This window comes from Candidatus Dependentiae bacterium, assembly GCA_026389015.1.
Classification (GTDB): domain Bacteria; phylum Babelota; class Babeliae; order Babelales; family Vermiphilaceae; genus JAPLIR01.
Map to the genome: position 1 here is coordinate 62,652 of JAPLIR010000015.1, position 13,967 is coordinate 76,618.

Genomic DNA, 13,967 nt, shown 5'->3' on the forward strand with positions numbered 1-13,967 from the left:
ATAACTAAAAAAGGAGATTTTTAAATGAAGATCAAATTTTATATAGTAATTGCCTTGGTAGTCATTACTACCGTGCCACTGACATATACCGCTACACAAAAAAAGGCTACCACAACAAAAGCAGCCGCAACAACGTCAACTACAAAAAAATCAGCCGGAGCTGCAACACCAAAGGCTGCATCAACAATTAAGCCTATGGCTATGCCAAAATTACCAAAAAGAACAAGGGTCGATAAAAGTAAAAAGGCAACGGTTACTACTCAAAAAACAACAACAACAGCAAAACCTACTGCTAGAAAATAACTTTTCCCTCTTTTTAGGAACAAGTCTCACGGACCCCCGAGTTCTTCGCACGGCGAACTCAGGGGCTTTCTATTGCTAGAGAGCCTACACTGAGAGCTTATCCAAAAAGCCTTCAACAACCCTCTGCCAGCATTACTCGAGACGAGCGGGGGACGCGCTTACTCCTGCCGTGCCCGCCATAGCTTTTAGCGACGGCCGAGAGCGTAACCGAAGGGTTAGACAGGACGGTGGAGAGTTGTTTTTTCGCCAACTTCCCTGCCTGTCGATCGTAGCCTTAGCCAAGTCGGAAGCTTTTTCGAAGGGTGCGATAAAATTATAAAATATAATTTCCGTATAGGCTCTAAGCAATTAACTTCTGCTCACTATGCTCAAAAACCTTTATTTAATAGCGATTTTTGTCGTTATAACTACGAATTTTTATATTTTGTTCACCCTCTCTCCTTGTAGTTCTTGGTTAACTTGACCACTTTTCCAAAGTTTGATTCGAAAAAAGTGAGATTTCTACGGTGAAAAAGGGACATTTTCAGGTTGCGCCTACAAACTTTGATGCAACTATTGTTTTTTCATTTCAGTTAATGCTATTATTCAAACTGTAATATTATTTTTAGTTTTATTGTTTTTAAAATACAGTTTAATGTTCATTAAAAAAGGAAGCGCTATGAAGCTTACAAGATTTTTTTCAACCATAATCACCTTATTACTTATTGGTTGCTGCCAATCAGCTATAGCTGCGGTAGAGACCATCCCTTTGAAAGGTGATACAACCAGCTTTGATACACAAAAACAAGCGATCGAAAGCACTTTAACTGAACTTAAAAACATTGACACCGCGACGCTCGATGCAACTACAAAGGCAATTATTCAAGAAAGTACAAAGGAAGCTACCAACATTAAAAATGCTATCAATATCCTACAAACAGCAGACCTTAAAACCCCTGAAGGCGCTAATCAACTAGAAATCGCTCTTCAGCAAAATGAAGCCTCTCAAAATAAAGTTAAAGACCTTGAATTAAAATCTCCTGCTACCTATAAAAATATTATCAATAAGATTTTTAATACTGCCGAAATTGCAAAAACATCTGGAAGAGACAAGGCCAAAACCTACGGAATAAATAAATTTATTCAAATCGTTAATGATGCTTTAGTTAAAGCAGATCAAGTTACCGGTGGCACCAACGTGGACATTGTGGGAGCAGTCGGTAGCGCTAAAGAATTAGTAGAAAAAATTAAAGATATCACCCAAAATATTCAAGCCGGCAAAGCAGCCCTTGCTACTTTTGACAACGCACCAGCATTAATAGAAATTAGCTCGCGCTTAGCATCACAACTTGCTCCAGGAAACGAAGCGGGTAAGATTGCTGAAGCAATTAATGCGGCAATAAAACCTACTATTGACCAAATCAACATGAACAAATATCCAATAGCCTTTTTAGCATCTACAGCTTTTAATGTAGGTACCGCAATTGCTGAAAGCGCTATGGGCTCCAAACCATTCGAATTTGACCCATACGGTAAAGAGGCTGCAAAAAAAGTAGCTGATCAAACTCAAAAAAATCTTCTTGATATACAAAGGCTGGACACTATAGCTTCTGTAGCGCAATCAAAACAAGAAGCCATCAAGGCAAACGAACTTGCCGCTGCCAACTATGCATTAGAACAATTTCAAAAAGATACACAAAATGCCGCTCAAGCAGCCGCAACCGCTAAAGCTGAAGCTGATCAAGCAGCCGCTTACGCTGCCCAAGTTTCGCAACAATCTGCTGACTATAATCAAGCTCAAACAAATGCCCAATCGCTCATGGAAAAACTTAGATTAGCTCAAGAACTTGAAGAAGCTAAAAAAAGAGCTGTTGAACTACAAACCGCTGAAAAAGAAAAAATAGCCACTCAAAATGCCCAGGAAGTTGCGTGGAAAAAAGATGAAACAGATCAAGAAGAGAAAATAAAAACAGCTACACAAACACTTGGACTCAATACCTCTATTCAACAACTCCTGACTATTATTAATGCCGCAGAAAGCACTGGTATTCGCGTTTATAAAATAGACGACAGCGTGATTACAGCCGCTAAAAAGGCACTTGATGATGCAAAATCAAGCAATTTCGCTTTTCTGGGAACAACACCCTCTCTTATGGGACATGGATGGGAACCTATCAGTACCATGATTGGCCTTTACAATCTATTGCTCAAGGTAGTTGTAGGAGAACAAAGACCATCACTCTGGCTTGATAATCGTGCGTGGTTTAATGACATGGCAACCTATTTGACCAGCACAGCTAACAATGATCGAATTAAATTACCACAAAATCAAATACCTACTACAGCAGATTTCGATGCTTACTCAGCAAAAGCCGAAGCAGATTTGGTGTGGCAGAAGTATAAAGATGATGTAGAAAAAGCTAATACCCCTGAAGCATTGGCGCAAGCTGCCGCAACAAGAGAAGCTGTAGCAAAACAACGCGCTGAGGCAGACGCCAAAATTATTGCACGTATGCAGGCTTATCAAGCAGACACTGCAGTACAACAACGTTATGCGCAATTAGCCGCAGACGCTAAAGCAGCGTCAGATAAACTCGCTGTCGCCGTCAATCGCTTTATCTACTTGTTACAACAAGCACAAGCCAACAAAGGTCTGGGCGGGCAATCCTTGTCAGCTGCACAATCTGTTACATTACAAGAACAATTATTTGGCTATTTAGCAGCAGAACCAAAGGATCAACTCAATGACAACATGCAAACAATAATACAACTTTATGCAAAAGCTCGTCAGCAAAACGTAGTAAATATTCCACAATCACTTGTTGATCTTATCACTGCGTATACACAAAACCCACAAACACAAACTTCTTCGACACCTGCACCTACAACAACAACGACTACAACACAGACAACAACTCAGACTAGTACAACACAGCAGGCAACTGTTGATGCAGCAGCAGCTGACGTTACTGCTGCACAGAAAGCAGTTGATGGCGCAACAACCCTTGACCAAGCTAACACTGCCCTAACGCAAGCTAACGCGGCCTTATCTAAAGCAACCAGCGCACAAACAGGTGCTACCGATGCAACCGTTAAAACACAGGCAAACACGGTCGCAACTAATGCAACTACTACTCAAAGCAACGCACAAAGTAAAGTTGCTCAATTACAAGCACAAACAAATGCTACAGCACAAGCGGTCATCGACGCCGCACAGGCAGCAGTAACTGCCGCTCAACAAGCTATTGATGCAGCTAATAGCCTAGATGCAGCTAATGCGGCACAAAAACAAGCAAATGATGCTAACACAAAAGCTGTTGCCGCAGCTACTAATGGTACAGCAGCTACAGCTAACAACGCATCAACCGTCGCGGCTAACGCTAAAACGACTGTGGCTAATGCACAAAAAAAGATTGATCAAATTACAGCCGCCATAGCTACACAACAAGCAGCTGTTGACGCTGCTCAAAAAGCAGTCAACGATGCGCGAAATGCAGTTGATGCTGGAACAACAGTAGACCTAGCAAGTGCTGCCTTAACACAAGCCAGCAATGCTCTCACGCAGGCTAATGCAGCAAAGACAAATGCTACCGTTTCTAGCATAATTGCAAATGCAACAACGGTAGTGAACAATGCTACAACAACGAGGGATGACGCACAAAAATTACTAAATGCTAGACAGACCATGGCAAAAGAACAAGCAGCCGTTGATACTGCTCAAGCAGCCGTAACTACAGCACAAAAAGCTGTGGACGCCGCAACAACAGCAGACCAAGCTAATGCAGCACTCACCCAAGCCAATGATGCTTTAACGCTAGCTAATACGACAAAGACAAATACAACCAATTCTAACATTGTTCCAAATGCAAATACCGTCGTAAAGAATGCTACAACGACTCAAAACAATGCACAAACTAAAGCTACTCAACTGCAAGCAATTACAACACAACAAGCAGCCGTTGATGCCGCCCAGTCAGCCGTAACTGCTGCACAAAATGCGGTAAGTGCTGCAACAACTCTTGACCAAGCTAACACTGCCTTAACACAAGCTAATGCTGCTTTAACACAAGCAACTGCTGCACAAACAGGTACTACCGATACAAATGTTAAAGCTAAGGCCGACGCTGTCGTAGCAAGCGCAACTACTACTAGCAACAATGCGCAAGCTAAAGTAACTCAGCTACAACCAGCAACCAGTGTATCAAGTTCTAATAACGTACCAGCTGGCGACGCGTCAAACTTCTTTTCAACAACGGTGCAGGGTTGGATTAATAATTTTGCAAGTAATCCAGAAGCTAACTTAATAAAAATACTTACAGCGTATACGCAACGTTATTATTCGGTGCTGAGTGGTAATCCGACCACAACTAACGAACAAAGCGTATTATCGGCCCAACTAGGATCGACTAATACCTACAGCATACTCTTCAACTATGCTGCCACAAATGGTTATCAACACTACTACTGGATATACATGATGCTATATTTTGCGATCAGCAAGGACTATCTGCAATATGCTCAGATGTATGAGCCATATGCAACAAATCCTTCATACGTACCCTACGCTGAGTCAGATCCTACGTTAATAACTAAGTGGAAAGGTTACACAGGATCAGCTGCTACTACATCCACTACCTCAACAACGACAACAGCTGCTTCCACACAACACGCAGCCGTTGATGCGGCGCAGGCAGCAGTAACAGCTGCACAAAATGCAGTAACTGCAGCTACTACGCTCGATGCGGCAAATGCAGCACTTACAAAAGCTAGTGATGCTTTAACGCAGGCTAATACTGCCAAAACAAATGCTACTGATGCTACCGTAAATTCAAATGCTACCACCGTTGTTAATAATGCAACCACTACCAAGAACAATGCACAGACTAAAGTAACTCAATTACAACAGCAAGCAGCCGTTGACGCTGCACAGGCAGCTGTAACAACAGCTCAAAATGCGGTAAATGCAGCCACTACCCTGGCCGCAGCAAACACAGCATTGACACAAGCAAGTGATGCTTTAACACAAGCTAATACTGCCAAAACAAATGCTACGGACGCTACTGTAAGTTCAAATGCTACCACCGTTGTTAATAATGCAACTACTACCAAGAACAATGCGCAGACTAAAGTAACTCAATTACAACCAACGACATCTACCACGACAGCGTCATCAGGTGATAACGTACCAGCTGGCGATGCGTCAAACTTCTTTTCAACAACGGTACAGGGTTGGATTAACAATTTCTCAAGTAATCCGGCAGCTAACTTAATAAAAATACTGACAGCTTATACTCAACGTTATTATTCAGTGCTGAATGGTAATCCGACCACAGCTAACGAACAAAGCGTATTATCGGCCCAGCTAGGATCGCCTAATACCTACAATATACTCTTTAACTATGCTCAAACAAATGGTTATCAACACTACTATTGGATATACATGATGATGTACTTTGCCATTAGTAAGGACTATCTACAATATGCTCAGATGTATGAACCATATGCAACAAATCCTGCGTATGTACCCTACGCTGAGTCAGATCCTACGATAATAACTAAATGGAAGAGTTATAAATAAAGATAAAGTAAGAAAGGTATGAGAGAAACATTTACATTTCTCTCATACCTTTCTTACTATTTTTCAAAAATATAAATAGAACTAAAAAAGTATACTATTTTTTAGCAGCCTTTTTAGCGGCATTTGCAGCTTTTCGTGCTTTTCTCTTCTCATGTATGGTGCCGGTAGTTTTTAAAAATCTATCACTATGATCTTTTCTTTTCTTTTCACATGCAGTTTTTGCATCCCCCGAAAGTTTATTACAATTTTCTTTGAGTGCAGCTAATCCTTCCTCAGCTATTTTCTTAATCTCTGCGTGGTCTGCTGGATCAATTTTATTTTCATCTTGATCAACTGAACCGGCTGCAAGAGTCCCTGGTACAGCAGCTTTAGGGGCAGCCGCTACTTTTGGAGTTTGCGTTACCGCAACATTGCTCGCCGCTAATAGAGAAAGCAATGCACATAATTTTAAATTCATAAAAACTCCTTATTGTAGATTAAAAATGATATTTACATTAAAACCATACGCTCGCTGCCTTAAAAAACGCAATATTTTTTAGCAAATTCAGCAAAACAATGCGTAAATTTTTTATGAACGAGAATCAACAATTCTAGGATCTGACAAAAGCACCCATCCCCATTTTTCATCCCACACAAGAGGCCCATATTTTTGACTATTTTTAAGATCACAAAAAATATCGCACTAAAATGGCCCAGTATCTTTTATCGTCAAAGACACTGGGCCAATAGCTTTCTAAGAAAAAACTAAAATTTAAGCTACGTGTTGCTCTTTAGTTGTACCAAAACTGAACAAGCTTGCAACTTTATTGCCTGCAGGGCTAAAGAATGATTTAACTGAATCTCACATGCCGCCTTTTGAATTTTGGGCCAATGTAGCATCGACTTCAGATGCTTGTTGCTGTTTAACTGCCTTAAAATTCTGGAATTCTTCATAAGCACCATAACGGGTTAAGAAAAATTTAATAATTTTACGTACAGCTTCTGAAAAATTAAGATCTGAAAAACTATAAACACTTAATATCATATTTTGGAATAATTTCATCAGCAGTAATAAGTGTTACTTTTTCTACAAGACTTTGGGCAATTAAAAGACGATCAAAGGGATCGTTATGTATCATTGGTAGCTTCTCTAAATAAAGTGCGTGATCAGCAGTTATCGAGAGAATGCTAAAATCATTTGAGATGATAACTTCTTTTAAGTTATCCGGAGCAATGAGTTTATTAAGAGACTTTTTGATGACGATCTCCCAGATACTTACCGTGCTTACAATTATGTTATTACTAGGATTGGCAATGAGATCTCTAGTTTTTTTAACAAGTTTTTTATCATTAGCAAGCCACCATAATAAAATATGCGTATCTAATAAATAACGATTCATTTAAAATACTCCATAAACTCTTCTGGTAATGTATCAAAATCTTTTTTTATTTTTACTTGACCAACCCAATCTCCAGGCTTACGTTTCTTTTTTTTAGTGTGGATAGCAACTAATCTTGCAACTGGTTGACCGGCTTTACAAATTATGACCTCTTCGCCTCTTGCCGCAAGCTCGACGAGCTTGGAAAGATTTGTCTTGGCTTCATGTAAGTTAGCTTTTTTCACCTATTTTCTCCAGGTTATGCATCTTGAATACTTCTAGTTATAATGCTAGCTAAGCTAAGTCAAATTTGTCAAGTTTTTTTGATTAAGCCTTTGACATAATCGAATTTTCTAAAGCATTTCTACTTAATCCCTCTTTAATAGTTTGCTCGGCATACCATAAACGCTCTTGCACGCTCTTAATTCTTGTTAGCAGTAAAATGTTATGCCCCCCATGGGATTCGTGAGACTGGGAGATCATTTAAGAGTGCAACAAGCTGTTGCACTCTTGCATAAGATCTACCCCTATTGTCCATTAAAGCCATTTTATAAAAATAAAACTGCCCCAGTTTTTCTCATAACAAGAAGAACTGGGGCAATAATTTTCTTAATAAACTAAAACTTAAGCTACGTGTTGCTCTTGAGCTTTACCAAAACCGAACAAGCTTGCAACTTTATTGCCTAACGATTTAACTGAATCCCAAAAGCCGCCTTTTGAATTTTGGGCCAATGTAGCATCGACTTCAGCTGCTTGTTGCCCTTTAACTGCCTTAAAATTCTGGAATTCTTCATAAGCACCATAACGGGTTAAGAAAAATTTAATAATTTTACGAACATCTTCAAGTTGTTCATCAAGCGTTAAACGCGGATCGCTCACAAAAGGCATTATTTCTTGGTACCAATCAGCATGTTTTTTTTCTAATTCGGTTAAAGCAAGTTTATGGAGATAACGATAGGTCGCACGTTCTTTTTGTTGATCGCCTTCTTTTGCTTCTTGAATCTTTTGTGCAAGATTTGCATAGTACACTTTAAACTGTGCGCGCTCTTGCTCATTAGTAGTAACACGTTGAGTAAAATCATCGAAGTTTGCATCAATAAACGTAAGTTTTCTGTCTGCAGCATTCACTGCTACTACTGAAAGCAACACTATCGCGCTTATTACGTACTGTTTCTTCATCATGGCCTCTCCTGATATAGGGGTAATAAATAAAAACTCTTATTTAATAATATCCTGTTCTATACGCTGTAATTTTTGTGCAAATGCCTCATCGGATGCAACAAGCTTCTCTACTTTATCAATCGCATGCATCACCGTAGAATGATCACGACCACCTAGATAAATACCAATATCACGTAATGACTTATCGGTCAACTTTTTCATAAAGAACATAGCAATTTGTCGCACAAATGCTAATTCTTTGTTGCGCCCCTTAGCTTGCAAATCAGCCAGAGAATAAGGGTAGTAAGCGTTAAGACGCTTTACGATACCATTAAAATCAAGCATTGGTTTTTTATAATCTTCTGGCAATGATTTATTTAACACTCGATTGGCAAGTTCCAATGTCACCGGCTGTTTGGTTAACGAAGCAAATGCCATGACGCGCACTAATGCGCCTTCCAGTTCTCGGATATTTGATATAACACGCGATGCAATAAAATGAGCAATTTCATCACTCACGGTGCCATCGCTCTGCTCAGCCTTCTTTTTTAAAATAGCTACTTTAGTTTCCAGACTTGGCATATACATATCGGTCACCAGGCCACAGGCCAAACGAGAACGTAGCCTTTCGGCTAACCCTTGAATATTTTGCGGAAACGTATCACTTGAAAAAACAATTTGTTTTTTTGCATCATAAAGTGCATTGAAGATATGAAAGAATGCTTCTTGTGTTTGCTCTTTATTGGAAATAAATTGAACATCGTCAATCAAAAGCACATCAATGTCTTTATATTTTGCTTGGAATTTGTACATCTTGTCAAAACGAATCGCGCTAATAAATTCATTCACAAACCGATCGGCTGTTTGATAGAGCACGGCAGCATTTTTATTACTTACTTTAATTTCGTTGCCAATGGCGTGCAACAAGTGAGTCTTACCTAGTCCTGATCCCCCGTAAATAAAGAGAGGATTATATAGTCTGCCTGGATTTTCGGTCACCGCATGCGCAGCAGCATAGGCCAATGAGTTACTTGGGCCAACAATAAAGTTACTAAAAACATAACTACTATTAATATGACTCGCATTTTTAGAACCCTGCACCTTGAGAGCAGTAGAGCTTCTCTTTTGTACTGCTGGCACCGTAGTCGCTGCCAAAAATGTTCCGCTCGCTGGCTGGGACTGATACGTCACTGTCACGGGCTCTCTTGCTACTTCTAATCCATCAATAAAGACTACTTTAAGAGAATCAATATTGAGCAAGCGACCCAAATGCAATTGCATTAAGTTTGTATAGTTATTACGAATCCAATCCTTAACAAACGGATTAGGCGCCTTCAAATAAATAATTTTTTGAATAGCGTCCCACTTGCTTAAAGAAACAGCTTTGAACCAGGTCTCCACAATCCTGCTGCCCGCTTCTTCCCGCGCGATCGTTAAAAATTCATCCCAAATACCTGCTAACACGCTTTGACTCATTCGTTAATGTACTTATTGTTATGGAGATAATCGCAAATAAAGCTCCACTATTACCTAGTAGAAGTCAGTTTTTATTCTTTATGTTTTTTGTTTAAGTATAGATAACTACTTTAACAAATGAAACCATACTAGAAAAGAACAAAAAAAAATAATGTTTTTTATGCAGTAGCGCTAGCATTAAAATAGGAAGCAATTCCCTGACAGATTCCCTGGACAAGACGTTGTTGGTAGGATTTATCATTCAACAAAGATGCGTCATGCTCGTTGGACACAAAACCAAGCTCGACTAATACAGCAGGCATCTGCGTTCCCAATAACACCTGCGATACTTCATATTTCACTTTTCTATCAACAACGGTTGTACCATGAGTACGTGCCGCAGCAAGAATGGTTTTATGTGTCATAGTGGCACAAAGCTTACTTCGCGCAGAACGAATAACATCATAGTTGCTGACAAGCGCCGCATATGAATCGCTCATCGTGCTAAACACAGGATGCAATAGTGTCGGATCACAACAAAATGTTTCTATGCCTTGGGCACTTTTGTTAACTGAAGCATTTGCATGAATAGAAAGAAATAACTCTGCCGATTGCCCCGAATTGGCAAGCGATGTCCGCCTATCAAGCGGCACAAAAAAATCAGCATCGCGTGTCATAATGACACGAAACCCCTTTTTTTTTAATTGATCAGCAACCTGCCCCCCAACCGCCAAGGCTATATCTTTTTCCTTGAGGTTGAAGCAGCCTACCGCACCGTTATCGCTCCCACCATGGCCACAATCTATCACTACACTGTGTCTTTTTTTTGCCGATGCAGTATTTAAAACCGGCCGACAGCTTTTAGTGTTCAATTCTTTAAGCAATTCTTGATTGAAGAATCGAAACGTAACACCCTTTTGCAAACTAATCGAATCAAAAAGCTCGTACCGCATACCCACTTTTTTAGGATTATAACTCATTGAAATCTTTATACCGTTAGTTGGTGTTCCTAATTCTTCGATGCGCACTGAATATAAATCAGCTGCCGCACTGTTTAAATCTTTAATCATTTTTTTGACATCATCTGCTACCACTTGAACACTTGGCACTACAAAAACTAGCTCCTCGCGCTCTGGATTATTTTTTCTTGGCGACAGGTTATTAATAGTGGGAGCGTTAGAAAAATATAATACCAGTGAACCTAATTCAATAGAACCAGCACATGACACTTTAGAGTTTGCGGCGACACCTCGATGATGAAACACTTTTTGCAACAGAATTTTTTTGTCCTGCAAAGCACCAAATGCACCAAAAGACAGCAAAGCACCACTCAAAATTATGCCTAAACTGATTAACCCTACTATTCTGTTCTTCATCATACCCCCTTTATTGTATCCCCCAGAAAACCCCACGTCTTTTCAAGACTGAGATAAATAAGCTAAAGCGCTTTTTCCAGGGTCCCCTAAACCACGACTTTAAAGCCGTGTGAAAGGCTAACTAACTCATTTCTTCCACCAAATATGCCAAGCGACGAGACCGCTCCCATGCTTCTAAAAAATCTTTTATTCTATAGCGCCGCACTGTTTCACTGTCACTCTTGAATGCTGGGTCATGAACAATAACTTCCCTTTTCTTTGAATCCCAACCAACAACAACCAGCAAATGCCCATTTCTATAAGGCAATGCACCTCCCTGAATAGGCCCCCGCACACTCACCACCACCGGCATACCTCGTTTAAGCCGCTGGTGCAAGCGCCCAAATGAATTAAGACGCGCTGCAAAAAATAAGAACTCGCCATTACAACGTTCAAATGCATGTGCCATATTTAAAGACCAACTGCCATAAATACCCAAGCCGTCATCAAAAGATTTTTGCGCAAAATCTAATGGATCAACCGGTTTTTTTAGTAAAAAACTAGTGAGCATACTGCATGATGTTGGCGAACATATAGCATCATTTTTTGGATGATCTAAAGCAAACTGTGACATCATTGGAACATTGCGAATATGGACTGAAGATAATGACTTTAGCTGCTGGTCTATCACCTCTGGTTTAAAATTATTAAAATGAGTTAATGATACAGCGCAAGCCTTAAGTAACGGCAAACTCACTCCATCATGCGCAACAACTTTTATACGGAACCCATCGGCCAAGGTACCTTCATCAACCTCTAATCGTACAAAGTCATACCCCGAAACACCATCTGACTTACTGGTATAAGAGCGTTGCACTGCCGCACCCCAATCAACCATCCGATGCCATGCGCCCCATCGTCCCGTCTGGGCATTGCGCACCTGTACCGCAAAAGAAAAATACCCTTTTTGGGGTCTCAGTGCATTCCATGAAAAAATCAATTGAGAAAATAATGGAACATTCTCTTTGAGAAAAAATACCTGCGATCTATTCGCATGAACTCCTAGCTCAGATTCAGTAAAAATTCTGGAATAAAGCCAAGTCCACGCGTCTTTTTTGGTATTATCCTGTTTTTGGATGTTGTGCGCGCATGCCACATTAAAGAATAAGCCAAACCATAAATATCGTTGCAGTAGCATCTTCATGTATCACTCCCTTATTACAATTTCCATTTCCCCTTCTTATTTCCATGATACCGAGTATCATCTATCAATATCAATATTTTTCTATGTGAATTAAAATAAGCCCGCTGGAGCAAAAAAATTTACATAGAAATAGTAATGCCCTAAGAATTTACTATGCAAATCTCTTTCAAATATGAGCCATTATAGATCATACTACTACATAAGTAACAAAAAACACTCCATAATATGAGGAATACGTTCATGAAAAAATACCTCTATGCCCATAAGCACCGTACAATGCTTTACTGTTTCTTGTTACTCCCGCTCAGCCTTTATGCCAATAACACCCATAAAGCCCTGGTGGCAGTACCAATAATCGATTTAGTTGGTTCACCAATACAAGATCTTATTCCAAATGTATCTGAACCCAAAGCGTATAAAGCATTACCACTCTGTGGCGGTAACACTAATAAATTTCTAGCCTGTCCACGTATGCATCAGCTTCTTTTTAATGAAGTTGTTACTATTATTGAAGTTAAAAATAGTGAAGCATTAATACATATTCCTAATTTCTTTTACATGGTCAATGGAAAAGCAACACCTCAACATGCATATTGGACCCCCAAAAAAAATCTGATTATGTTTAAAGAACTGGTCAAACAGGGCGTTGACCTAGAAAAAATCCCTAAATCACTCTCATTTCGAAAAAAAACAATACCAGTAGACCACAATACAGTAACCTTAATTATGCCTTATACGGACACGACACTACCCTACACTTTTTCTGCTGGCACGCGCTTTATAAAAGTGCAGGACCTGTCGACTAAGGAGGACCTGTCCGCCGAAGCTTTAGCGAAGGAGGAAGCCAACAACTCGCCAGACATAACACGCGTCTATGCATTCGATAAAAAGAGCATGTCTCACAAAGAACTAGCAATCCCAACCTCATTACTCGTCAGCAATGAAAACAAAGAACCAAAAGAAAAAATTAAACAATTTGTAGATCTCCTTAAACAATGGGCCCACCAAAAAAACGGTTTTATTCCCTATGTATGGGGCGGCTGTAGTTTTACCAAAACCAACAATGGTGAATATGAAGAAATACAACAAAAAACAAGCACAAGCGTGACATCATATTTCACTCTATCCGACGATCAAGAAACGCCAAAATCTGGCATGGATTGTTCCGGTCTCATTGGACGCGCTGCGCAAATCAGCGGCATCCCTTATTTTTTCAAAAATACCGCCACTGTTACAAGCCACCTCAAGCCATTACACAAAAACGAAGTTTTAGAAGAAGGAGATATTATCTGGATCCCTGGGCACGTCATGATTGTGAGTAATATTGAGAAAAACATGCTTACTGAAGCACGCGCACGCCTCAACAACTGCCATGGCAAAATACAAGAAATTGCACTCAACAAGATTTTTAAAGGAATTAACTCATACCAAGAACTGATAAAAGCATTTCATACTAAGCAACCGCTTTATCGCCTTGATCTGGCAGGAAATGTATTTGAAACAATCACCACCATGAAATTATTAAAAATGGACTCGGTTTGGCAGTAATGAATCTAAAGAACTAAAGAAGGAGT

At 39.8% G+C, this 13,967-nt stretch carries 11 protein-coding genes; 3 read left to right on the top strand and 8 right to left on the bottom strand.

Annotated features, from left to right (window positions below; all coding sequences use genetic code 11):
• Positions 1-24 precede the first annotated feature (24 nt).
• Together NTX86_01835 and NTX86_01840 are read left to right on the top strand one after the other, a co-directional pair.
• Positions 25-303 carry a hypothetical protein gene (locus NTX86_01835; GenBank protein ID MCX5922047.1) on the top strand — a complete coding sequence of 93 codons (279 nt, stop codon included), beginning with the start codon at positions 25-27 and terminating at the stop codon, positions 301-303.
• Positions 304-961: 658 nt separating this feature from the next.
• Positions 962-5,860 (top strand): hypothetical protein, encoded by a 4,899-nt coding sequence (locus NTX86_01840; GenBank protein MCX5922048.1) that lies wholly within the window; start codon positions 962-964, stop codon positions 5,858-5,860.
• Between the two features lie 94 nt (positions 5,861-5,954).
• On the opposite strand, the gene NTX86_01845 is transcribed toward NTX86_01840, so the two are convergent.
• The 8 genes from NTX86_01845 to NTX86_01880 form a co-directional block, all read right to left on the bottom strand.
• Positions 5,955-6,317: a hypothetical protein gene (locus NTX86_01845; protein MCX5922049.1), complete on the bottom strand. Its 363-nt coding sequence runs from the start codon at positions 6,315-6,317 to the stop codon at positions 5,955-5,957.
• A gap of 384 nt (positions 6,318-6,701) precedes the next feature.
• Positions 6,702-6,884, bottom strand: coding sequence for a hypothetical protein (locus NTX86_01850; protein MCX5922050.1), 183 nt, complete (start codon positions 6,882-6,884; stop codon positions 6,702-6,704).
• Positions 6,865-7,239, bottom strand: coding sequence for a type II toxin-antitoxin system VapC family toxin (locus NTX86_01855; GenBank protein ID MCX5922051.1), 375 nt, complete (start codon positions 7,237-7,239; stop codon positions 6,865-6,867). Before NTX86_01855 ends, NTX86_01850 begins: the two co-directional genes overlap by 20 nt.
• Positions 7,236-7,463: a type II toxin-antitoxin system Phd/YefM family antitoxin gene (locus NTX86_01860; GenBank protein ID MCX5922052.1), complete on the bottom strand. Its 228-nt coding sequence runs from the start codon at positions 7,461-7,463 to the stop codon at positions 7,236-7,238. Before NTX86_01860 ends, NTX86_01855 begins: the two co-directional genes overlap by 4 nt.
• Positions 7,464-7,842: 379 nt before the next feature.
• Positions 7,843-8,400: a hypothetical protein gene (locus NTX86_01865; GenBank protein MCX5922053.1), complete on the bottom strand. Its 558-nt coding sequence runs from the start codon at positions 8,398-8,400 to the stop codon at positions 7,843-7,845.
• Between the two features lie 36 nt (positions 8,401-8,436).
• Positions 8,437-9,843, bottom strand: coding sequence for a chromosomal replication initiator protein DnaA (gene dnaA, locus NTX86_01870; GenBank protein MCX5922054.1), 1,407 nt, complete (start codon positions 9,841-9,843; stop codon positions 8,437-8,439).
• A 170-nt stretch (positions 9,844-10,013) separates the two neighbouring features.
• A complete protein-coding gene (locus NTX86_01875) occupies positions 10,014-11,210 on the bottom strand; it encodes an N-acetylmuramoyl-L-alanine amidase (GenBank protein ID MCX5922055.1) in 1,197 nt (398 codons plus the stop codon).
• Positions 11,211-11,331: 121 nt separating this feature from the next.
• Positions 11,332-12,393, bottom strand: a complete 1,062-nt coding sequence (locus NTX86_01880; protein ID MCX5922056.1) for a C39 family peptidase — start codon at positions 12,391-12,393, stop codon at positions 11,332-11,334.
• A gap of 240 nt (positions 12,394-12,633) precedes the next feature.
• On the opposite strand from NTX86_01880, the gene NTX86_01885 reads away from it, so the two are divergent.
• Positions 12,634-13,941 (top strand): hypothetical protein, encoded by a 1,308-nt coding sequence (locus NTX86_01885; protein MCX5922057.1) that lies wholly within the window; start codon positions 12,634-12,636, stop codon positions 13,939-13,941.
• The last annotated feature ends 26 nt before the right edge of the window (positions 13,942-13,967 follow it).

Coding starts and splice junctions, on each gene's coding strand:
- NTX86_01875 (MCX5922055.1), bottom strand. CDS start 11,210: ATGAAGAACAGAATAGTAGGGTTAATCAGTTTAGGCATAATTTTGAGT.
- NTX86_01865 (MCX5922053.1), bottom strand. CDS start 8,400: ATGATGAAGAAACAGTACGTAATAAGCGCGATAGTGTTGCTTTCAGTA.
- NTX86_01880 (MCX5922056.1), bottom strand. CDS start 12,393: ATGAAGATGCTACTGCAACGATATTTATGGTTTGGCTTATTCTTTAAT.
- NTX86_01840 (MCX5922048.1), top strand. CDS start 962: ATGAAGCTTACAAGATTTTTTTCAACCATAATCACCTTATTACTTATT.
- NTX86_01855 (MCX5922051.1), bottom strand. CDS start 7,239: ATGAATCGTTATTTATTAGATACGCATATTTTATTATGGTGGCTTGCT.
- NTX86_01835 (MCX5922047.1), top strand. CDS start 25: ATGAAGATCAAATTTTATATAGTAATTGCCTTGGTAGTCATTACTACC.
- NTX86_01845 (MCX5922049.1), bottom strand. CDS start 6,317: ATGAATTTAAAATTATGTGCATTGCTTTCTCTATTAGCGGCGAGCAAT.
- NTX86_01885 (MCX5922057.1), top strand. CDS start 12,634: ATGAAAAAATACCTCTATGCCCATAAGCACCGTACAATGCTTTACTGT.
- NTX86_01850 (MCX5922050.1), bottom strand. CDS start 6,884: ATGATATTAAGTGTTTATAGTTTTTCAGATCTTAATTTTTCAGAAGCT.